21 protein-coding genes and 2 pseudogenes are annotated in these 21,988 nt (G+C 52.4%); 2 read left to right on the top strand and 21 right to left on the bottom strand.

Annotated elements, in window-relative coordinates; genetic code table 11:
• Positions 1-180: 180 nt before the first annotated feature.
• From lon to B4967_RS03225, 6 genes and pseudogenes are all read right to left on the bottom strand, one after another.
• Positions 181-2,608, bottom strand: a pseudogene (lon, locus tag B4967_RS03250) (endopeptidase La).
• Positions 2,609-2,807: 199 nt separating this feature from the next.
• A complete protein-coding gene (clpX, locus tag B4967_RS03245; RefSeq protein ID WP_083023528.1) occupies positions 2,808-4,088 on the bottom strand; it encodes an ATP-dependent Clp protease ATP-binding subunit ClpX in 1,281 nt (426 codons plus the stop codon).
• 74 nt (positions 4,089-4,162) lie between these two features.
• Positions 4,163-4,780, bottom strand: a complete 618-nt coding sequence (gene clpP / locus B4967_RS03240) for an ATP-dependent Clp endopeptidase proteolytic subunit ClpP (protein WP_083023527.1) — start codon at positions 4,778-4,780, stop codon at positions 4,163-4,165.
• Between the two features lie 65 nt (positions 4,781-4,845).
• Positions 4,846-6,198: a trigger factor gene (tig, locus tag B4967_RS03235; protein WP_083023525.1), complete on the bottom strand. Its 1,353-nt coding sequence runs from the start codon at positions 6,196-6,198 to the stop codon at positions 4,846-4,848.
• Positions 6,199-6,349: 151 nt separating this feature from the next.
• The gene (locus B4967_RS03230) at positions 6,350-6,718 is read right to left on the bottom strand and encodes a hypothetical protein (protein WP_044629426.1); all 369 of its coding nucleotides are present in this window, start codon (positions 6,716-6,718) and stop codon (positions 6,350-6,352) included.
• 2 nt (positions 6,719-6,720) lie between these two features.
• A complete protein-coding gene (locus tag B4967_RS03225) occupies positions 6,721-7,182 on the bottom strand; it encodes a flavodoxin domain-containing protein (protein ID WP_083023523.1) in 462 nt (153 codons plus the stop codon).
• A gap of 157 nt (positions 7,183-7,339) precedes the next feature.
• Here B4967_RS03225 and B4967_RS03220 point away from each other — a divergent pair, with 157 nt between their 5' ends.
• A complete protein-coding gene (locus B4967_RS03220) occupies positions 7,340-7,546 on the top strand; it encodes a DUF2788 domain-containing protein (protein WP_044629428.1) in 207 nt (68 codons plus the stop codon).
• A 90-nt stretch (positions 7,547-7,636) separates the two neighbouring features.
• On the opposite strand, the gene B4967_RS03215 is transcribed toward B4967_RS03220, so the two are convergent.
• From B4967_RS03215 to B4967_RS03160, 12 genes are all read right to left on the bottom strand, one after another.
• Positions 7,637-7,936: an integration host factor subunit alpha gene (locus tag B4967_RS03215; RefSeq protein ID WP_044629429.1), complete on the bottom strand. Its 300-nt coding sequence runs from the start codon at positions 7,934-7,936 to the stop codon at positions 7,637-7,639.
• Positions 7,937-8,003: 67 nt separating this feature from the next.
• Positions 8,004-10,385, bottom strand: coding sequence for a phenylalanine--tRNA ligase subunit beta (gene pheT / locus B4967_RS03210; protein ID WP_083023522.1), 2,382 nt, complete (start codon positions 10,383-10,385; stop codon positions 8,004-8,006).
• A gap of 26 nt (positions 10,386-10,411) precedes the next feature.
• On the bottom strand, positions 10,412-11,431 hold the full coding sequence (gene pheS, locus B4967_RS03205; RefSeq protein WP_083023519.1) for a phenylalanine--tRNA ligase subunit alpha: 1,020 nt from the start codon (positions 11,429-11,431) through the stop codon (positions 10,412-10,414).
• Between the two features lie 156 nt (positions 11,432-11,587).
• Positions 11,588-11,941 (bottom strand): 50S ribosomal protein L20, encoded by a 354-nt coding sequence (gene rplT, locus B4967_RS03200; protein WP_009097607.1) that lies wholly within the window; start codon positions 11,939-11,941, stop codon positions 11,588-11,590.
• Positions 11,942-11,998: 57 nt separating this feature from the next.
• On the bottom strand, positions 11,999-12,193 hold the full coding sequence (gene rpmI / locus B4967_RS03195) for a 50S ribosomal protein L35 (RefSeq protein ID WP_009724291.1): 195 nt from the start codon (positions 12,191-12,193) through the stop codon (positions 11,999-12,001).
• Positions 12,194-12,274: 81 nt separating this feature from the next.
• Positions 12,275-12,700: a translation initiation factor IF-3 gene (infC, locus tag B4967_RS03190; protein ID WP_479694218.1), complete on the bottom strand. Its 426-nt coding sequence runs from the start codon at positions 12,698-12,700 to the stop codon at positions 12,275-12,277.
• A 126-nt stretch (positions 12,701-12,826) separates the two neighbouring features.
• Positions 12,827-14,749, bottom strand: a complete 1,923-nt coding sequence (gene thrS, locus B4967_RS03185) for a threonine--tRNA ligase (RefSeq protein WP_083023518.1) — start codon at positions 14,747-14,749, stop codon at positions 12,827-12,829.
• Positions 14,750-14,962: 213 nt separating this feature from the next.
• On the bottom strand, positions 14,963-15,832 hold the full coding sequence (locus B4967_RS03180; RefSeq protein ID WP_083023516.1) for an OmpA family protein: 870 nt from the start codon (positions 15,830-15,832) through the stop codon (positions 14,963-14,965).
• Between the two features lie 247 nt (positions 15,833-16,079).
• Entirely contained in the window at positions 16,080-16,547 is a 468-nt protein-coding gene (locus B4967_RS03175) for a DUF2489 domain-containing protein (RefSeq protein WP_083023514.1), read from the bottom strand.
• Between the two features lie 57 nt (positions 16,548-16,604).
• Positions 16,605-17,672: a COX15/CtaA family protein gene (locus B4967_RS03170; protein ID WP_083023513.1), complete on the bottom strand. Its 1,068-nt coding sequence runs from the start codon at positions 17,670-17,672 to the stop codon at positions 16,605-16,607.
• Positions 17,673-17,708: 36 nt separating this feature from the next.
• A complete protein-coding gene (locus B4967_RS03165; protein ID WP_340638679.1) occupies positions 17,709-18,176 on the bottom strand; it encodes a hypothetical protein in 468 nt (155 codons plus the stop codon).
• Positions 18,177-18,216: 40 nt separating this feature from the next.
• Positions 18,217-18,861 carry an SURF1 family protein gene (locus B4967_RS03160; protein WP_340638678.1) on the bottom strand — a complete coding sequence of 215 codons (645 nt, stop codon included), beginning with the start codon at positions 18,859-18,861 and terminating at the stop codon, positions 18,217-18,219.
• A 61-nt stretch (positions 18,862-18,922) separates the two neighbouring features.
• Between B4967_RS03160 and B4967_RS03155 the strand changes: the two genes are divergently transcribed.
• Complete coding sequence (locus B4967_RS03155; protein ID WP_062373900.1) at positions 18,923-19,114, top strand: DUF2909 domain-containing protein; 192 nt, start codon at positions 18,923-18,925, stop codon at positions 19,112-19,114.
• A gap of 4 nt (positions 19,115-19,118) precedes the next feature.
• On the opposite strand, the gene B4967_RS03150 is transcribed toward B4967_RS03155, so the two are convergent.
• The 3 genes and pseudogenes from B4967_RS03150 to B4967_RS03140 form a co-directional block, all read right to left on the bottom strand.
• Positions 19,119-19,979, bottom strand: coding sequence for a cytochrome c oxidase subunit 3 (locus B4967_RS03150; protein WP_083023509.1), 861 nt, complete (start codon positions 19,977-19,979; stop codon positions 19,119-19,121).
• Positions 19,976-20,560, bottom strand: a complete 585-nt coding sequence (locus tag B4967_RS03145; RefSeq protein ID WP_058576336.1) for a cytochrome c oxidase assembly protein — start codon at positions 20,558-20,560, stop codon at positions 19,976-19,978. Before B4967_RS03145 ends, B4967_RS03150 begins: the two co-directional genes overlap by 4 nt.
• Positions 20,561-20,596: 36 nt before the next feature.
• Positions 20,597-21,988: pseudogene (locus B4967_RS03140) on the bottom strand (cytochrome c oxidase subunit I); the annotation flags it as partial.

Genomic DNA, 21,988 nt, shown 5'->3' with positions numbered 1-21,988 from the left:
TAACTGTTTCAAAAAATGGCTCTGAACGGCACGGTCACCAAGTGCATCAACCTCAAAGCATAGCTGCGTTTTATAGCAATGCCTTGAAACACCTGTCAAGCGACCGGACCGTGAAATGCCCGCTGCTCAAGGCATTGGGCAAATTTATTAAGTAAAATTAAAGCAAAACTGCTTTAACGCTTAATGGGTACTTGCAACAGCATTTGCATTGAAAGACTTATCTGCGCCCTTTAATGAAGCGCCTTCGGCAACATTCTCTGCCAGCGCCACGGCCAGCACGTCATCTATCCAGCGTACGGGGCGAATATCAAGCGCTCCTTTGATATTCTCCGGTACTTCCTTGAGATCTCGACGATTTTCCTCAGGGATTAAGACGGTCTTTATACCACCCCGCCGGGCCGCCAGCAATTTCTCCTTTAGACCCCCAATCGGGTAATACTTCGCCACGCAGGTTTACCTCCCATGGCATGGCCACATCGCACCTTACTGGCCGCTGAGTATAGGCGGAGACAATCGCCGTTACCATGGCAATGCCAGCACTGGGCCCGTCTTTAGGTGTGGCACCTTCGGGCACATGGATGTGCAGGTCTTCGTTTTCGAAGCGCTGCGGGTCAATTCCATAGGCCTGAGCACGCGCCTTCACGACGGTTTGTGCTTCACTTACCGACTCTTTCATAACATCACCAAGCGAACCGGTCTTGTTAATACGACCTTTACCTGGCGTCACTACCGACTCAATGTTGAGCAGTTCCCCACCTACGGACGTCCAAGCCAAGCCGGTTACACGACCGACCTGGTCCTCCTGCTCCGCCAAGCCATAGCTATAGCGGCGCACACCGGCATAAGTCTCAATCTGATCAGCGGAGAGCACCTGCTGCGCCTGCAGCTTGTTGCCTGCCTTATCTTTCGAGGTGCGCTCAGCTTCTAAGCGCTCACGCAGCACTTTACGACACACTTTAGCGATCTGACGCTCAAGCTCGCGCACACCCGCCTCACGAGTGTAGTAGCGCACCAACTCAAGCAACGCGTCGTCATTCAGCGCTAGCTCTTCTTCCTTAAGCCCGTTAGCTTCTAGCTGCTTGGGTAGCAGGTAGCGCCTAGCGATGGCGAGCTTCTCGTCTTCGGTGTAGCCCGGTAGACGAATAATCTCCATACGGTCCAACAGCGGGCCTGGGATATTCATTGAGTTCGCGGTACAAATAAACAGCGTCTCAGAGAGGTCGTAATCCAGCTCAAGGTAGTGATCACTAAAGTTGTTGTTCTGCTCGGGGTCCAATACCTCTAGAAGCGCTGACGCCGGATCACCACGGTGGTCCATGCCTAGTTTATCCACCTCATCCAACAGGAAAAGCGGATTTTTCACCCCGGCACGGCTCATACGCTGCATCAGCTTGCCTGGCAGCGAGCCAATATAGGTGCGGCGATGTCCACGGATTTCCGACTCATCGCGCACACCACCCAGCGCCAGGCGGACGTACTTACGATTTGTCGCGCGGGCGATGGATTGACCAAGGGACGTTTTACCTACCCCAGGCGGTCCTACCAAGCAGAGCACCGGCCCTTTCATTTTCCGTACGCGCTTTTGTACGGCTAGGTACTCAAGAATGCGCGCCTTCACTTCTTCCAGGCCGTAATGATCTTCATCCAGCACCTGCTGGGCTTTTACCAGATCGTGCTTAACGCGCGTGCGCTTTTTCCATGGAACGGCAATTAGCCAGTCCAGATATGAGCGCACCACGGTCGCCTCAGCAGAATTGGCAGCCATCATTTTGAGCTTATTAAGCTCTTGAGTCGCTTTATCAGACGCCTCTTTGGGCATCCCAGACTCTTTGATCGCCTGTTCGTACTTTTCGGCTTCGTTGGGTACGTTATCCAGCTCACCCATCTCTTTCTGGATGGCCTTCATCTGCTCATTGAGATAGTACTCACGCTGCGTTTTTTCCATCTGCTCTTTAACACGCGAGCGGATGCGCTTCTCGACCTGGAGCAGATCAATCTCAGACTCAATCAGCGCCATCAGGTGTTCAATACGGTCGCGTACGCGATCCATTTCGAGCAGCTCTTGCTTGTCACCAATTTTCAGCGACAGGTGGGCGCAGATGGTGTCGACCAAACGGCTAGGGTCTTCGATGCCCGACAGCGAGTTAAGCACTTCGTTGGGCACTTTCTTAGACAGCTTGACGTACTGCTCGAACTGATTGAGCAGGACACGCACTAGTGCTTCTTGCTCACGACTGGTAAGCGGCTCGCTTTCACGTGGGGTTAAGTGCGCCTGAGTGTAGCCCGCTTCGTTTTCTTCGATATCGATAACATCAGCTCGGAAGCTGCCTTCAATCAACACCTTTACAGTGCCATCAGGCAGCTTAAGCAGCTGCATGATGTCAGCGACGGTACCCATCGCGTAGAGGTCCGCATTATCAGGATCATCCTGTGAGGCCTCACGCTGAGCCACCAGCAGTACACGCTTGTCGGCTTCCATCGCTGCCTCTAAGGCTTGAATGGACTTCTCACGACCAACAAAAAGCGGAATAACCATTTGCGGGTACACAACCACATCCCGCAAAGGCAACAGGGGTAGACATTGTGTCTGATCGGCGTTCTGCTGCATCGCAGACGTTCCTCAAATTCGGATGAGTACTTGAAGGGTACTTAGCCAAGTACCTCACAGTATGAAAGGGCATGACACGACACATCACCGTGTGCTGGCCAGCCGTTTCAACAATAACGTAGAACAACAAGGGGCCGCCTAGGCGACCCCTTGGTTTGGCACAAGCGGTGAAAGCTAGGCCGTGGCACGTACCGAAGGGTTAACCGTCAGTACCGTCGACCCGCGCTTCTTCCTGCTGCGAGTAGATCAACAGTGGCTCGCTTTCGCCAGCAATGACGGAACCATCGATGACGACCTTGCTCACCCCTTCCAAGGAAGGAATTTCATACATGGTATCCAGCAGCACAGACTCTAGGATAGAACGCAACCCACGAGCACCGGTTTTACGTTCCATGGCTTTCACAGCCACAGCCCGTAAGGCGTCGTCTCTAAACTCAAGCGTGACGTCTTCCATCTCGAAGAGCTTGGCATACTGCTTGATCAGCGAGTTTTTCGGCTCAGTCAAAATCTGAACCAGTGCGTCTTCTGTCAGCTCAGTCAGCGTTGCAATCACTGGCAGGCGACCCACAAACTCAGGAATCAAGCCAAACTTGACCAGATCCTCTGGCTCGAAATCCGCGAGTAGCTCGCCAACGCCTCGCGAAGACTCTTTGCTTTTCACGCTGGCATTGAAACCAATACCGCCTTTCTCAGCACGGTCGCGAATGACTTTATCCAAGCCAGCAAAAGCACCACCCACAATAAACAGGATATTGGCCGTATTGACCTGAACAAACTCCTGCTGGGGATGCTTACGCCCACCTTGGGGAGGAACGGACGCCGTTGTGCCTTCAATTAGCTTCAACAGCGCCTGCTGTACGCCTTCGCCAGAAACATCACGGGTAATCGACGGGTTATCCGATTTACGTGAGATTTTGTCGATTTCATCGATATAGACGATGCCGCGCTCGGCTTTCTCAACGTCGTAGTCGCACTTTTGCAGCAGCTTTTGGATGATATTTTCAACATCTTCACCCACATAGCCTGCTTCGGTCAGCGTCGTTGCATCAGCAATAGTAAAAGGTACATTCAATAGCCGAGCCATGGTCTCGGCGAGGAGCGTTTTACCGCTACCCGTCGGGCCAATTAGCAGGATGTTGGACTTACCTAGCTCCACATCGCCTTCACGTACTTCTGACTTCAGACGCTTGTAGTGGTTATAAACCGCTACAGACAGCACCATCTTGGCGCGGTCTTGTCCGATGACGTAGTCGTCCAATGTATGACGTATTTCGCGGGGCGTAGGTAAACGCTCCTCATCGCTCTCGGCATCGGCTTCGAGAACTTCTTCGCGAATGATGTCATTACATAAGTCGACACACTCATCGCAGATATACACGGACGGGCCGGCAATCAGCTTACGAACTTCGTTTTGGTTTTTGCCACAAAACGAGCAGTAAAGCAGTTTGCCACCTTCGTCCTTGCCTTTGCCGTCGGCCATTCGCGTACCTCTGTCACTGCGGCGGCTGACGCCGCCTGAAAAGCTCGTTAGAAAAGCAGAATCCTATCACGCTATCAGGATGTAGGCCGCTTATCCAGCACTGCGTCAATCAAGCCATACTCTTTTGCTTTATTGGCGCTCATAAAATTGTCGCGGTCAGTATCCTGAGCCACTTTCTCAATATCCTGGCCAGTGTGGTGAGCCAGAATCTGATTCAGTTTTTCACGAATACCGAGAATTTCACGGGTGTGAATCTCAATATCCGACGCTTGACCTTGGTAGCCACCTAGCGGCTGGTGAATCATCACGCGGGAGTTAGGTAAGCAGTAACGCTTGCCCGCAGCGCCTGCTGTTAGCAGGAGCGCGCCCATGCTGGCAGCCTGACCAATACATACGGTGGAAACATCCGGCTTAATAAACTGCATGGTGTCATAAATTGACATACCCGCCGTTACCGAACCACCGGGTGAATTGATGTAAAGATGGATATCCTTATCGGGGTTTTCAGACTCAAGAAACAACAGCTGCGCCACGACAAGGTTAGCCATGTAATCTTCTACCGGCCCTACCAGGAAAATCACGCGCTCTTTTAAAAGGCGCGAGTAGATGTCGTAGGCTCTTTCCCCTTTGGCGCTCTGCTCAACCACCATGGGCACTAAACCGCCGGCGTTTTGAATATCAAACTCACTCATTCGGGTGATTCCTTGCGTCCGTTAAGGGAAAAGCGCACCCAGATAGGGTGCGCCACGCGATGAGATCAGGCGCCTGCCTGTTCGCCCTCTTCGGCATTCTCATCTTGCTCAGCCTGCTGCTGAGCAGCAGCCAGCGCTTGCTGGTAAGACATTTCGACGTCTTTAACGTTCGCTTGCTCAAGCAGCTTCTCAACGGCCTTCTCTTCGAGAATGGCAGATTTTACCTGAGTTTTCAGCTGCTCATTACCCATGTAGTACTCAACCACTTCGGAGGGATCTTGGTACTGCTCAGCCAGCTCTTCTACTTTGGCTTTGATGGCCGCGTCGTCTGCGTCCAGTTCATTGGCTTTGATCACTTCAGCTAGCAATAGACCAACCTGAACACGGCTCTTCGCCTGCTCTTCAAATAGCTCATTCGGCAGCTGGCTAACGTCAAAATCTTCACCCAGGCCAAACTGATGAGCGGCTTGACGCTTCATGCCGTCCGTTTCTTGCTGAACCAGCGCGCTGGGCACGGGAATGTCGTTCGCTTTTTTCAGCGCATCCAGCACCTGCTGCTTAACACGGTTGTCAACAGCCTGAGCCGCTTCGCGGGTCATGTTCTTCTTAATTTCAGCACGGAATTTGGCTTCATCGCCGTCTTCTACACCGAAACGCTCGATGAACTCAGCATCAACTTCCGGCAGTTTCTGGCTGCTTACTTTGTGAACGGTCACCTTGAAGGTGGCGTCTTGACCGGCCAGATGCTCGGCTTGGTAATCCGCTGGGAAAGTGACGGAGATGGTTTTTTCTTCGCCTGCTTTAGCACCGATCAGTTGCTCTTCAAAACCTGGAATGAAGCTGTTAGAACCGATGACCAACGCGTGGCCTTCTGCACTGCCACCTTCAAATGGCTCGTCGCCCAGGAAGCCTTGGAAATCGATGGTGACTTGGTCACCGTCAGCAGCGGCAGCGTCAACTTCTTCCCATGCGGCGTTTTGCTTACGCAGGGTATCGATCATTTCATCGACATCTGCTTCGCTGACAGACACAACCGGGCGCTCAACGTCTGTACCTTCGATTGAGGTCAGCTCAACCTGCGGGTAAATTTCCATTACCGCAACGAACTCAAGGTCTTTACCTTCTTCATTAACTTTTGGCTCAATCTGCGGGAAACCGGCAGGGTTGAGTTCTTTTTCTGTGATCGCGCGAACGTAGCGTTCACGCATCACTTCGCCTACCACTTCACTGCGCACGCTGTCGCCATAGCGCTGACGCACGACGGCCATTGGCACCCGGCCTTGGCGGAAACCGTTCAAGCGAACGTTTTTCGCGGTGTCTTTCAAGCGAGCGCTGACGGCCTCGTCGATTTCTGCTGCCGGCACTTGAATCGTGATACGGCGTTCGATCTGGGAGGTCGTCTCGACGGAAACTTGCATGAATTGTCCTCTAGCGGCTGGGCGTTGTGTTGATTGCGTAAAATATGTTCAAGGGGGCAATTTTAAGAACCCTGACGCATGGTGGCAAGCGCCATGCTCGCAAGATGGGGGCGCAAGCACCAATTACAAGGGTTTAAAGGTACAAAAATCGTTACTCCCGTGCAGACCACCACAGGGAAACCGCATGCAGCAGCAGACCACACGTCGCCGCGTGAGAGATAAAGACCTGCCAGCTAATCCAATCAGTAAACATAGCGTGCCAAGCCCCCATCACCAGCGCTCCGAGCACCAGCATGATCGCTAGACGCTTTATTAACGCTGGTAGCGCCTGACGAGCCTCTTGAGACAGCATCCTCCACTGGAACGCGGCTGCGCCAGCCACTAGTACCAAGGCCATCAGCAGAAGGGTTTGGCGCGTCTCATGCCCTCCCACCATATAGCGCGGGAGCGCAGCGAGCATCACGATGCATAAGCCAACCGCTACGCTCACTCGCTTGGGAGAGTAAACCGTTTGCTGCATGGCTATGCTACCTTTAGCTTCTGAGCATCAATCCACTCCTCTACCCACAGCACCGCTGCATCATCCGCCATGAAGGTTTCCATCGCGTCGATTTCAAGGCGCTCACCTAAACGGTGGGCGCCATGATCCTGCAGCAACTCATCTAAGGCTCTCCCCGCGCCACAGTACGTATCACCGTAGGAACTATCGCCAAGCGCGATCAACCCATAACGCAGTCCCGCCAACGAGGGGCTTTGATCTTTTAGACTGCGAACAAAGGGCACAAAGTTACCGGGAAAATCACCGCTCCCGGTGGTAGACACACAGAAAAGCGTTAGATCACTGGCTTGGGAAACATCGTCTACAGAGGGCTGTTCTGAAATATCAACGTCATAGCCCGCCTGCTCAAACAGCGGCTTTCCCTGCTCTGCAACGTCTAACGCACCGCCATACATGGTGCCGACCAGAATGGTTAACTTAGGCATTGGCCTACTCCTCGGCAAAGTTGTCGTACTGCGCTTTGTTAAGTCCGCAAAGTTCAGTCGACAAATACCTGATGAATTTGCTCAAATATTAACACGACTGACAAAAATGACGCACGCCCCACCATGGGCTACCGACAATCGTCCAACAGGAGCGCTTATGCAGCAGACCTTTGAGACATGGATCACGCCCATTATGGTTGGCGGCCTGATCATTTTTATGTGTTTTATTATTTGGGATCTCGCAAAAAAATCGAACGCAGGCAAATTTGGCACGATTATGTTGTTTGTGGTATTAGGTGCCGGAATGTTGGGCTACGTCATTAAAGTGGTGATCACTTGGCTGATTGAGGGTGGAGGTATTTAGCCAGATAGCGCCCTATTTGTAGCCTATAAAAAAGGAGTGCCATTAGGCACTCCTTTTCGTTGGGCAGCTTGATGTACTCGCTACTGCCCACTACTGACCACTTGAGTAGCGTTCTACCTGCTGCTTTAGCTTTTGCCCGGGGCGAAAAGTCACCACACGCCGAGCAGAGATAGGGATTTCTTCGCCAGTTTTAGGGTTTCGCCCAGGCCGCTCGCGCTTATCACGCAGGTCAAAGTTACCAAACCCCGACAGTTTCACCTGCTCGTTTTCACGCAAACAGGCGCGGATTTCTTCAAAGAACGCCTCCACCATCGCTTTTGCTTCTCGCTTTGACAGCGCCAGCTCAGTATGCAAATGCTCAGCTAGCTCTGCTTTGGTCAACGCACCCATAGGGCTCCTCCATGTAGCATACGCATTGCCAAGAACGTGATAAGCGTCGTGTCATGGCATAGCTTAGTTAGCCGCGAAGTTCGGCATCTAATTCGGCTCGCACGTTAGTGATGATCGAGTCGACCAACTGGTTGATTTCTTCATCATTTAGCGTGCGCGAAGCGTGCTGCCAGGTCAAGCCTAATGCAATGCTCTTATAACCCTCGGCTACGCCTTTACCAGCATAGACATCAAATAGCTTAATGTCTTTCAAGTAATCGCCTGCCTGAGTTTTTGCACAATCAAGTAGCGCTTGCACAGGCGTTGCCTCTTTGAGCATAAACGCCAAATCGCGTCGCACTTCTGGGTAGCGTGAAAGCGGCTCAAAGGCGGGAATTTCCCCCTGACTCAATACATCTAGGCGAACTTCGAACAGCACCGCATCAACTTTAAGCCCCAGCTTGGCACGCACTTGCGGGTGCAGTGTGCCAATCCAGCCGGCGGGTTCGCCATTGTAAAAGAGCTGGGCGGTTTGCCCAGGATGCAGAGAGGGATGCTCGCCCGGTTCAAAGCGCCAAGCTTCCTGGGCCCCACCCATTGCCAAAAGACTCTCTAGATCTCCTTTCAGGTCATAAAAATCTACCTGAGCCTTAGTGCTGTTCCACCCTTCCCCTTCACGGCCACCGCACACTAAGGCGCCCATCATCGGCTCTTGGGTTAAGTTATCGAGGTGTCCGTTAAATACCAGCCCTGTCTCGAAAATGCGCACACGGGTTTGCTGGCGATTGAGATTATACTCTAGGGCACGCACTAAACCCGGGAAAAGGCTGGCGCGCATTACCGAGAGGTCCGACGAAATCGGATTCGCAAGCACGGGGGACACAGCATCTGGCAGCATTGCTGCCTGCAGGTCCGGCGCTACGAAGCTGTATGTCACCGCTTCTTGGAAACCGCGAGCAACCATCTGGTTGCGCAACTGAGCCTGAGTGAGGAGTGCCTCGTTAGCTGGGCGAAGTGCTAGTCGAGCGGCTGGGCGACGAACCGGAAGGTTATTGTAGCCATGGATACGCGCCACTTCCTCGATGAGGTCTTCCTCAATGGCAACGTCAAAACGCCAGCTAGGGGCGACCACTGACCAACCTTCCGCCTGTTTATCAACCTCAAGCCCTAAACGCTGAAGGATATCGGTGACATCATCCGGCTGCAGCCGCTTGGAGAGCGCACTCTCAAGGCGAGCCTCGCGGAGCATAATGATGCGCGGTGCCGGTAAATGCTCATCGCTTACCGTCTCAACCACGGGCCCTGCCTGCCCCCCACAAATCTCCATCAGGAGCTTTGTGGCACGCTCAACCGCCATGGCAGGAAGCTCTGGATCGACGCCACGCTCATAACGATGCGATGCGTCGGTATGCAGACCGTAGGAACGCGCCTGCCCAGCAATGCCAAGCGGAGCAAAAAAGGCCGACTCAAGAAAAATCGTGTGCGTTTTTTCGTTTACCCCTGAATTTTCTCCACCCATGATGCCAGCCATTGCCAGGGGGCCACGTTCATCGGCAATTACCAGTGTTTCAGGGCGAAGTGCTACCTCTTGGCCATCCAGCAGTGTTAAACGCTCCGCCTCTCGTGCCAAACGGACAGTAATGCCACCCTGCAGGTTGTCCCGATCAAACGCATGCAGCGGTTGACCAAGCTCTAACATGACGTAGTTGGTGACATCCACGACGGGGTCAATCGAGCGTACGCCGCTACGACGTAGCCGCTCAACCATCCACAGCGGCGTTTCAGCCTCTACATTCACGCCCTTAATAACACGCCCTAAGTAGCGCGGGCACTGCTCAGCCGCCTCAATAGTGACGGGGAAAGTATCGTCGATACTCGCTTCAACTACTGTGATCTCAGGGCCACTCACCGGCAGGCGATTAAGCACACCTACCTCTCTCGCAAGACCTTTAATGCTCAGGCAGTCGCCGCGGTTAGGAGTGAGATCCACCTCGAGGGTCATATCGTCGAGCTGCATATACGCGCGAAAGCTCGTGCCCACGGGGGCCGACGCCGGTAACACTAGGATGCCGGGAGAGGTTTCTTCCTCTAAGCCCAGCTCTGATGCCGAGCAGATCATGCCACGCGACTCAACGCCACGCAGTTGTGCCTTTTTGATTTTAAAATCGCCCGGCAGCACGCCACCCACTTGGGCGAAGGGAATTTTCTGGCCCACATCAACGTTGGGCGCACCGCACACTACTTGCACCGGCTCACCGGTACCGTCGTTCACCGTGCATACGTTGAGCTTATCGGCATCAGGGTGCTTCTCTTTGGTCAGCACTTCAGCCACGACCACACCGCTAAACGCAGCGGCGACCGCTTCAACGGCATCCACTTCAAGGCCCGCCATGGTGATCTGATCGGCCATAGCCTGCGTATCAAGCTGCGGGGCTACCCATTCACGCAGCCACTGTTCTGAAAATTTCATGTTGATTCCCGTCGCTGGCAGCGGTCTTAGGTGAATTGACGAAGAAAGCGCAGGTCGTTCTCAAAGAACAAGCGCAGGTCATTAACGCCGTAGCGCAGCATCGCCAAACGCTCTGCGCCCATACCAAAGGCAAAGCCGGTGTATCGTTCGGTATCAATGCCGGAGTGCCGGAAAACTTCAGGGTGCACCATCCCGCAGCCCATCACTTCCAGCCAGCCGCTATGTGAGCAAACACGACAACCGTTACCACTACACATCACGCACTGAATATCGACCTCAGCAGAGGGTTCAGTGAATGGGAAGTAAGAGGGGCGGAAGCGGACCGATAGATCATCACGCTCAAAAAACGCCTGAAGGAAGTCCTCAATGGTGCCTTTTAGATCAGCAAAGCTCACGCCCTCATCGACCAACAGACCTTCTACCTGATGAAACATCGGCGTATGCGTCAGGTCCGAGTCGCTGCGATAGACGCGCCCCGGGCAGACGATACGGATGGGCGGTTCACTACTCTTCATTGTGCGTACTTGCACAGGAGATGTATGAGTACGCAGCAAGCTTGTAGCGTCGAAATAAAACGTCTCTGCCATCCCCCGCGCCGGGTGATGCGCGGGAATATTGAGCGCCTCGAAGTTATGGTAGTCATCCTCAATCTCAGGACCTACCGCCACATCATAACCAATGCGGGTAAACAAACCCTCTATACGCTCAAGCGTGCGTGTCACAGGGTGCAAGCCACCACTCTCCTGCCCACGACCCGGCAATGTTACATCGATCCGCTCAGCTGCCAAGCGGGCATTCAGCGCCTCACTCTCAAGCTGCTGTCGTTTGGCGTCTATCTCGGCTGATAGCGTTTGCTTGGTTTGGTTAATTTGCTCACCAGCCGCAGGACGCTCTTCTGCCGATCGTTTGCCCAACCCTTTCAATAAGGCCGTCACTTCGCCTTTTTTACCCAAGTAACGTACGCGCAACTCATCTAGCGCTGAGACGCTCTGCGCAGCTTGGATAGCATCGCGGGCCTCTGACACCAGAGTAGGAAGGTGGTCCATCCGATTTACTCCGAATTAAGCGGTTCCATCTTTAAAGATGGCTGGCATGTTGAAGGTGACAAAAAAACAGGGGAAGAGCGGCTGCTCTTCCCCTGCATGGGTCACACTGAAATGACCTCGGCATTTCACACTGAATTTAGCTCAGTGCGAATTGCCTTATTGGGCAGCCTTGGCTTTTTCCACGATAGCAGCAAATGCTGCCTTTTCGTGTACTGCCAGATCGGCCAACACTTTACGGTCAATTTCAATACCGGCTTTCTTCAGACCGCCAACAAAGCGGCTGTAAGACATGCCGTTGATGCGCGCACCAGCGTTGATACGCTGAATCCACAGAGCGCGGAATTGGCGCTTGCGGTTGCGACGGTCACGGTACGCATACTGGCCGGCTTTGATGACAGCCTGTTTGGCTACACGGAAAACACGCGAACGGGCACCGTAGTAACCTTTGGCCTGCTTCAGTACTTTTTTATGGCGACGACGGGCCACTACGCCACGCTTAACACGGGTCATAACACACTCCTGACTTTATGACTGAGGCTAAATGCACTCAGATAAGAAAATTCGACCTTACAGGTTCGGCAGCATGCGCTGGATCAGCGCTTTGTCGGAAGCATGAATCTGCTTCATGCCACGCAGCTGACGCTTTCGCTTGGTCGACTTCTTGGTCAAGATGTGGCTACGGAAAGACTGCTTGTGCTTGAAGCCGTTAGCGGTCTTTTTGAAGCGCTTAGCAGCGCCGCTGTTGCTTTTGATTTTCGGCATGAGAGAACTCCGCTCGATATTTTTTAGAAAACCCAGGGCCGACCAGCGCCTTCGCGCTGGCCCGTTAACTTCGCCGTTGGATCACTTCTTTTTCGGGGCAAGAATCATGATCATTTGGCGGCCTTCCATTTTCGGGAAAGACTCCACCGCTCCGATCTCTTCCAGGTCTGCCGCGATCCGTTCCATTAGCTTACGGCCAATGTCCTGGTGCGCCATTTCACGACCACGGAAGCGCAATGTGACCTTACCCTTGTCACCACCTTCCAAGAAGCGGATCAGGTTTTTTAGCTTCACCTGATAATCGCCTTCGTCGGTGCCAGGACGGAATTTAACTTCCTTAACCTGGATTTGCTTCTGCTTTTTCTTTTGAGCCGCTTTCTGCTTTTTGGTCTCAAAAACGAATTTGCCATAATCCATGATCTTACAAACAATCGGATCGGCATTCGAAATTTGCACGAGATCTAAACCGGCAGCTTCCGCACGCTCAAGAGCCTCAGTGGTGGGCACAACACCCTACTGCTCACCTTCGGCATCAATTAGACGTACTTCTTCTTCGGTAATACGCTCGTTCATTGGTGGGCGTTTGTCTTGTGGACGCCCGCGCTGATTGCTTCGCTTGATCGCTCCGTCTCCTTAGGCAATTGACGATGTCGCCAGGGCTGCTCGCTCTGCACTAAAACGTTCGATGAATTCATCGACAGTCATGGTGCCGAGGTTTTCGCCGCTGCGAGTTCGCACGGCCACTGAGTCAGCTTCGACTTCCTTATCTCCCACCACAAGGAGATAGGGAACTTTCTGTAACGTATGCTCACGGATTTTAAAGCCGATCTTCTCGTTCCTCAAGTCCGCCTTAACCCGTAAGCCATTTTTTTGCAGCCGCTGCTCCAAATCGAGCGCATAATCACGCTGCGCGTCGGTAATGGTCATAAGCACAGCTTGCTGCGGGGCCAACCATAGTGGCATAGCACCAGCGTAATGCTCAATCAGTATACCCAGGAATCGTTCAAATGAGCCCAGGATAGCACGATGGAGCATTACAGGGGTTTTACGCGTGCCGTCTTCATCGACGTATTGCGCCCCTAAACGCCCTGGCAAATTAAAATCTAGCTGAAGAGTACCACACTGCCAAACACGATTCAGGCAATCTCTTAGCGCAAACTCAATTTTCGGCCCATAAAACGCACCTTCACCCGGCTGCAGATCCCAAGCCAAGCCAGTAGCGTTCAGCGCGGCCTCAAGGCCCTGCTCTGCCCGATCCCACATTTCGGCTTCACCCAGAAAGTCTTCGGGACGGGTGGAGAGCTTGAGCTCAACGTCTTCAAAACCGAGCGTTTTATAGACTTGCAGCGTTAGAGCAATAAACGCCTCAGCCTCAGCCTGAATCTGACTTTCGGTACAGAAAATATGGGCATCATCTTGCGTAAACCCACGAACCCGCATCAGACCATGCAGCGAGCCTGAAGGTTCATTTCGATGACAGCTACCAAATTCGGCCAAACGTAGCGGAAGGTCACGGTAGCTCTTAAGGCCTTGATTAAAGACCTGCACGTGACATGGGCAGTTCATCGGCTTCACCGCATACTCGCGCTTTTCCGACTCTGTGGTGAACATCAATTCACTGTAATGTCCCCAGTGGCCTGATTTCTTCCACAGTGACAAATCCACTACTTGCGGCGTTTTGATTTCCTGGTAGCCATGCTCACGTTGAATTTTACGCATGTACTCTTCTAACGCCTGATACATCGTCCAACCGTTAGGGTGCCAAAAAACCATCCCCGGCGCTTCTTCTTGAACGTGGAACAAGTCCATCTTCCGCGCTAGCTTACGGTGGTCTCGCTTCTCAGTTTCTTCCAGCCGCTTCAAGTAAGCTTTTAACTGCTTTTTATCGCCCCATGCCGTGCCATAAATGCGCGTCAGCATCGGATTGGAGGAGTCACCACGCCAGTAAGCACCTGCCAGCTTCGTCAGCTTAAATGCTTTTAAGTGTCTTGTGTTAGGCACATGGGGCCCACGGCACATGTCCGTGTACTCTTCGTGGTGGTAAAGGCGGATAGTCGCACCTTCCGGGATATCACGGATGATCTCTTGCTTATACGGCTCATCACGCTTTTCAAACGTTGCCATCGCTTGGTCGCGGCCGACGTATTCACGAATAACATCGTACTCATGATCGATGAGCGACTGCATGCGCTTTTCAATGGCTTCCATATCGTCTGGCGTGACTGATTTGCCAAAGTCAATGTCGTAATAAAAGCCATCATCAATTACAGGACCGATGGCCATTTTGGCATCGGGATATAGCTGTTTCACCGCGTGACCAATCAAGTGAGCACACGAGTGACGAATAATTTCCAAACCTTCTTCATCGCGGGCAGTAATAATAGAGACGTCCGCATCCTGCTCAATCGTATCGGCAGCATCAACCAGCACCCCGTTAATTTTGCCTGCCACACAGGCCTTGGCCAAACCAGGGCCAATGGACTCTGCCAGCTGCATAATAGAGAGTGGTGCTTCAAACGTTCTTTGGCTGCCATCGGGCAGTGTCACAATAGGCATTCAGGTATTCCTTGAGCGCAGTGGTGATCCATACCAAGGATCACATTTCGCTATCAATGGTCGGGGGTGTTGGGCACATCTTGAAGGCTGCTCAGCCTACCAGAATTTATGACTGCGTAAAATAAAACGGGAGGCATAAGCCTCCCGTTCTTTGTCAAAGGGTTTAACGAACCAGCATGCTGGCCCTACCCATTGATGACTCAGCTAAGTGGATTATTTCCACTCATCCAATTCTACACGACGGTTCTGGAAACGACCTTCGTCAGTGTCGTTGGTAGCAATCGGACGCTCTTCGCCATAGCCAACAGCACGCATACGGTTAGCTTCTACACCGCGCTGGGCTAAATAAGCAGCAACAGACTCAGCACGACGCTGTGACAGGTCTTTATTGTACTGATCAGAACCACGAGAATCGGTGTGACCTTCAATGCTCACACGTACATCTGGGTTGTTAACCAGACGCTCAGCAACGCCGTTAAGAACATTTTGTGCATTCGGTGTTAGCTGGGCGGAATCGAACTCAAAGTTCACATCCTGAAGAACAACGCTTTCCGGACAACCCAGTGCGTTTACTTCAACGCCTGCCGGGGTATTCGGGCACTGGTCACGGTAATCCGGCACGCCGTCGTTATCTGAGTCCAGCGGGCAACCGTTGGCGTTAACTTCTACACCAGCCGGCGTGCCCGGGCACTGGTCACGGTAGTCCGGCACGCCATCACCGTCGGAGTCCAGCGGGCAGCCTTCGGCATCAACAGCAACGCCAGCTGGCACTTCACCGTAGCTCGGGCACTGCGGTGCTACCGGCTCGGGAGTGCGATCTGCACACAACAGACCACCAATAGCAGCACCTGCTACAGCACCTGTGGCAGAACCGCTCTCTTCATCAGAGCTACCGCTGGTGGCATAGCCAATGCTGCCACCAATAAGACCACCCGCCAAACCACAAACAGCCGGATGCTGATACCAGCTACGATCGCTGCTAGCGCTTGCCTGACCGGAAGACTGAGAGGCAGAACTGGCACAGCCAGAAAGACCTACTACAAGTGCAGAACCGATTAGCAAGCCAGTCGTTGATTTTTTCATGCAAGACTCCTTCTTGATCCAATGCTGATTTGGTCAATCGACCAAATCTATCCAATGCTTCTTATCGCGAGAGCATCCATTTTTCGCTGTTCTGCTTCAAGGGCAGGACAACCCGCCCCCTGAACCCGAACAAGGCGCCTATCATTAACGTTTCGGCGTTAGAAGGCAACAATGCCAATATATCAACTTCTTGCCAATACTGGCCCTTCCAGCATAGCAAAGCTGGCATCGTTGACATTAAAAAATTTCATTGAAGTGTAGATGGGCTCTCAGCCCGCCATTTAAGCACCTCAGCAGCGGCAGCTAGCACAGCGGGACGCATTTCGTCTTCAACGGCTAGGCGATCCTTGTCTTCCTGCATTCTTTCCCTAGGCGTGAGCTGTTTTCGCGCAGAGTGTGTCTTTAAATGGCGAGTGCGCTCATATACATCCGCAAACGCCCGGAACTCAGGGCGCTCCGTCAAGCTAGGGTCAACAATTTCAAGCAGCACCTTACAGCGCCACGAACCTTCGGTGATATCAACCTGCTCTTGGACGAGCGCACTCACCACATAATCAAGGTTTTCAAGACTGTTTTGCTGAGCGCGCTGCTCTTCGTCAAGTCGAAATTCCTCGCGTCGCTTTACCTCTTTGCGCAAGAAGAAAGCATAGCCGCCGAGTGCAGCGATGACCGTAACAGCCAGCGCAAGCAGTATAAGTGCAACCGTAGAACTCATAGAGCTCCTTATCCCCAGTAAGTAAATAGCTTAACGAGAATTGTACACCTAATTGCCTCAAGTAGACCAACCTGATTCATGCGCCTTCAGGTTGCTTGCATTTGATGGGCAAAGAACAGTATCCGGCCCCGCCTTTTGGTACCGCCAGCACCACCACGCCCATCCCATGCTCAGCGCTAGCAATACAGCCCCTGCCGTATGCAACAAGGCTAACCCAAGCGGCAGCCAGAGCAGAACGTTAGCGACCCCAAGCGCCACCTGTAAGCAATAAGCTCCTAATGCGAGACTCAAGGCGATGCTGACTACTTTGATGCCCCGATAGCGCCACCATAACGCTAGTAAAGCGGCACCCAACAACATTGCTCCCATACGATGGACCATATGAATAGCGGTGCGAGCATCTGCGTGTAGTTGACCATGGAGATAATTAGGGCCAACGTTTTGGGTTAGGTGGAAGCCTTCGCTTAGGTCCATGCTTGGCCACCATTGTGAATTACAGGTAGGGAATCCTTGGCAAGCAATACCGGCATAGTTGCTTGTGACCCAGCCACCCAGTGCAAGCTGCAACAATAAAACCCCACCTGCCAAGTACCACAGTACGCCACCCTTTTTAGCCTGCCCTATTTGCCCACGCCATGAACGGCGTATGCGAAGATGCAGCCAAAAAAACAGCATTAAAACGCTCAACCCACCCAGCAAATGAAGTGTCACCACCTGCGGCCATAGTTTTAATGTCACAGTAAAAGCACCAAACGCCCCTTGTAACAGAATAACGGCCAACAGAACCATGCTTAACCGCCATGGATAACCCGCTTGATTACGTACCGACCAACCCAGCGCAAGAACGCTAAGTACTATCAACCCTAGAAAGCTCGCCACATATCGGTGAGCCATTTCCACCCACGCTTTAAAGGGCTCTAACGGAGCATCTGGATGGCGAAGGGCAACATGCTCACTATCAGGCACAATTAGGCGCCCATAACAGCCAGGCCAATCAGGGCAGCCTAGGCCAGCATCCATTAACCGAGTCCATGCGCCTACCAATATGACGAACGCAGTCAACAGGGTTCCCGCCAGCGTAACCCTCATGAGCCAACGAAGACGGCACTCTCGGTAGGTCTTCATTAAGTTTCCTTACGGCTATTGCTAGCCGAACATAAGCTAAATAGGATTTACTTTGAATAGGTGCCGGATGTCATCAAGAATGTCGGCGGTTGCCGCTTCTTGAGTAAACGCGAGTGCTGGCCTTCCCATGGGGTCGAATAACCAAACGCTGTGCGCAATGCTCCAAGAGGGTACGCTTTGCCAAACTGTCACCGTCTCCCCAGGCAGCGTGGCATCGTCACCACCAACTCTTAATCGCTTTAATCGAGTGGCTTCACGCCCTAATGCACGGTGTAACCGCCACAGTTCATCCTGTTGCTGCACACAGTTTGCGCCGCAGTCTAATACCAGCGTCCATTGTTCAGAGGCAGTGATGGAAGCCATCAGCGGCCAATCCTCAAGCGGCGGCACATCTATGGTTACTTTTCCGTGGGCAGTATGGCCCTGAGGAATTCCAACATTCCAAGTCACCATTCCCCAGGCCGTCACAATAGGAGCGGCAAAAATGGCAAACAAGAGACCCACCTTAAGCCTTGCGTAACGTACTGGACGACGGTGGTGCATGTTAACGCCCTCCTTCGTAGCTTTCTCGAAAGTCGCTCACTAGACGGTATCCACCCAATAGCATGATCACCAACGCTGCCAGCGCCAGTCCCCACCATTGAAAAGCGTAGCCAAGATGCCGGCTTGGTGGCATCACATTTGCCTCCCACCAAGGGGTAAAAACACCTGCACCCTGCTGGGCATGAAGCCAGCCATTATGGCTGAAGACGCCCAGCGCCTCTTCCCAAGGAGCCAAGCTCAGCTGTTGAAGCCTGACGCCTTCTTGGTTGGCTCTATAAAGCGGCCCTTGCGATTGCTCCGCCTGCCACTCGCCAGACACCTCAACCGTGCCATGAGGGGTGAATACCGAAGGAGACGCCCGGCTTGTACCTGTTTCAATAAAACCACGTTGTACTAACCAGAGCTGCCCATGGGAGTCTTTCATCGGTGTCAACACCGCGACGCCTAGGCGACCGTTAACGATACGGTTATCTAAGTAAAGCGTATGCTGCTCAAGATAGTCGCCACGTAGATGCACCTGCGCCCCTCCTTCCGGTGTTTGGATTGGCTCAACCACTGTTGGCGCTGCATCACGAATGGCTAGCAGTTCACGCTTGTCAGCGGCCCTTTCCCACTGCCATAGTCCTAGGAGCAACCCTAAAACCACTACAACACTCCAAAACACACACCATGCGTATAGTCGCGCTGGAAAATAAGAGGGCTTCATCATGTGGTTAAAACTGCTCATTGCATTAGTGTTTATAGGAATGGTGGCCAGCTTAGCCGCAGGTGCAGGCTTTTTACTACATGACGAAAGCACCTCCAGGCGGTTACTCACATCGCTTAAATGGCGCATTGCGTTAGCCTGCGTGTTGATGGCCCTGCTTCTCTTTGGTTTCTTATCTGGCGAGCTTGGATAACTCACTAAAATACATAAACAAAGATAAAGAGCCCTACCCACACTACATCAACGAAATGCCAATACCAGCAGGATGCCTCAAAACCAAAGTGATGATCGCTAGCAAAGTGACCTTTGATAATTCTTACCAGCATGCTCGCCAAAATAAGCGTACCAATAATGACGTGGAGACCATGAAAGCCTGTCAATATAAAAAAAGTAGCCCCAAAAATACCGGCCTCTAGGGTAATACCGTAATGATGATAGGCTTCATAATATTCGACGCCTTGGATAAGGATAAAGCAAATGCCCAGCAGTACTGTGCCTGCTAGCCAGTTACGACAGGTCTGACGATAGCCAAGCTTCAGAGCTTCATGGGCAACCGTTAGTGTGATACTTGATGTCACCAAAATCAGTGTGTTCACTAAGGGCAACTGCCAGGGGCTAAGTACGCTGGAGGGCCCTGCCACAGAGGCATCAGGGGGATTGAGTAGCGGCCATTGAGGAACAAATTCGGGCCATAGCAAAGCAGATACGCCTTCTGCCCCTTCCCCTCCTAGCCATGGAATTGTGAAGGTCCTTACATAAAACAGTGCGCCAAAAAAAGCGGCAAAAAACATTACTTCTGAAAAAATAAACCAGCCCATTCCCCATCGAAACGAGCGATCCATTTGTGCGTCGTATAAACCGCCCATCGACTCGTGAATGACGTCTCGAAACCAAAACCCCATGACACAAATAACGCTTAGTAAGCCAATAACTAACAATGGCGCCCCGGTGTTGTAAACTAACTTGATACCAATACCGGCCATCATGGCACCTAGCGCAAGCGACCCTAAAATAGGCCACCGGCTATTCGCAGGAACGAAATAGCTGCCGCCGCTCATATTTTATCCCCCGCTGCGTTATTGTTATTGAGTGGATTAAGCGCAATGCGCTGTACCGGGTATAGGGTATACACCAAGGTAATGGTGCTGATTTCTTCAGGTAAGTCTTTAGCTAACTGAAACACCAGCGGAATGGTTAGTCGCTCATCGCCTTGTAGCTGCTGTTCTTGGAAGCAAAAACAGCTGACTTTACGTAAATGCGTTGTTGCACTAGAGGGTGATACGCTAGGCACAGCGCGTCCCCAACTTTCTTGGTGGCTGTTATTCGTAAAGGTAAAATCCACTTCTGCGGTTTGGCCTGGATGTACCCGCATTTGCCGCGTTTCAACACTCATTTGCCATGGCAGTCCCGCACTACCACGGGTAATAAATTGAACCGTAATGAAGCGCGACTGATCCACCTCTTCATGAATGATAGCTTTTGCCGTGGTATCGACCTTTCCGTTTAAACCCGTTACCTGACAAAACACGTCGTAAAGAGGAACTAAGGCAAACGCAAAGGCAAACATGCCAATAAGGGCTGCGACACTGCGAATGACGGTCCGCCTAACGCCAGCTTGTTGAGAACCATCTGCTGCCATTTTTCATCCCTCCGCCTTCTCCAACGCTTTTATGCATTAATCGTGCGATTGAGCACGGTGAAATACCGGCGGCGTTTCAAAGGAGTGTAACGGCGCAGGGCTAGGCACACTCCACTCTAAATCAACAGCACCCTCCCAAGCTTTTGCAGGCGCTTTTTGGCCACCTCGTACACACAGCACTACCACCAGCACAAAAAGTAGTTGCGAGGCACCAAAGAAGAAGGCGCCAATACTTGAGAGCAGATTAAAATCGGCAAATTGCAGCGCATAATCAGGGATGCGCCTAGGCATGCCTGCCAAACCGGCAAAATGCATGGGGAAAAAGGTTAGATTGACCCCAATGATTGAGCACCAGAAGTGGCACTGCGCCAGACGCTCGTTAGGGTAATGGCCTGTCCATTTAGGCAACCAGTAGTAAACCGCCCGCCATGATGGCGAAGATCGCGCCAGGCACCAATACATAGTGGAAGTGCGCCACCACAAAGTAGGTATCGTGGTACTGAAAATCGGCGGGTGCGATGGCTAACATCAGGCCTGAAAAGCCGCCAATGGTAAATAGCACTACAAAAGCCAAAACAAAAAGCATAGGGGGCTCAAAACTAATCGACCCGCGGAATAGCGTTGTCACCCAGTTAAATACCTGCACCCCTGTTGGCACAGCAATCAACATGGTGGAGTACATAAAGAACAGTTCCGTCGTCAAAGGCACGCCCACAATAAACATATGGTGCGCCCACACCAGAAATGACAGCAGCGCAATGGCTGCAGTGGCATAAACCATCGAGGCGTAGCCAAATAAGGGCTTACGAGCAAACGTAGGGATAATCGCCGACACGATGCCAAATGCTGGCAGGATCATAATGTAGACTTCTGGGTGGCCAAAAAACCAGAACAGATGCTGGAATAAGACAGGATCTCCTCCGCCCGCTGCATCAAAGAAGCTAGTCCCAAAGTTAATGTCCATTAACATCATGGTAATGACGCCCGCTAACACCGGCATAACGGCGATAAGTAGAAATGCCGTAATCAGCCATGTCCAAACGAATAGCGGCATATCCATCATGCGCATGCCAGGCGCACGCATATTCAGGATGGTCGCGATGATATTAATCGCCCCCAAAATAGAGCTAATGCCTGCCATATGCAGCGCTAAAATAAAAAAAGTCGTTGAAGCTGGCGCATACGTTGTTGATAACGGAGCGTAAAATGTCCAGCCAAAGTTGGGGCCCGCCCCCAGGCATAAAAAGAGTAGACAGCAGCAGGGTAAAAGCGACCGGCAGTAGCCAAAAACTGAAGTTATTTAGCCGCGGCAAGGCCATGTCAGGGGCTCCAATTTGCAGCGGAATCATCCAGTTAGCTAGGCCTGTAAACGCTGGCATAACGGCTGCGAACACCATAATCTGAACCGCCCCGGCTTTACCGGAGACT

The sequence above is a fragment of the Vreelandella lionensis genome (assembly GCF_002087295.1).
Classification (GTDB): domain Bacteria; phylum Pseudomonadota; class Gammaproteobacteria; order Pseudomonadales; family Halomonadaceae; genus Vreelandella; species Vreelandella lionensis.
This window is presented reverse-complemented; position numbering and strand designations above follow the sequence as displayed.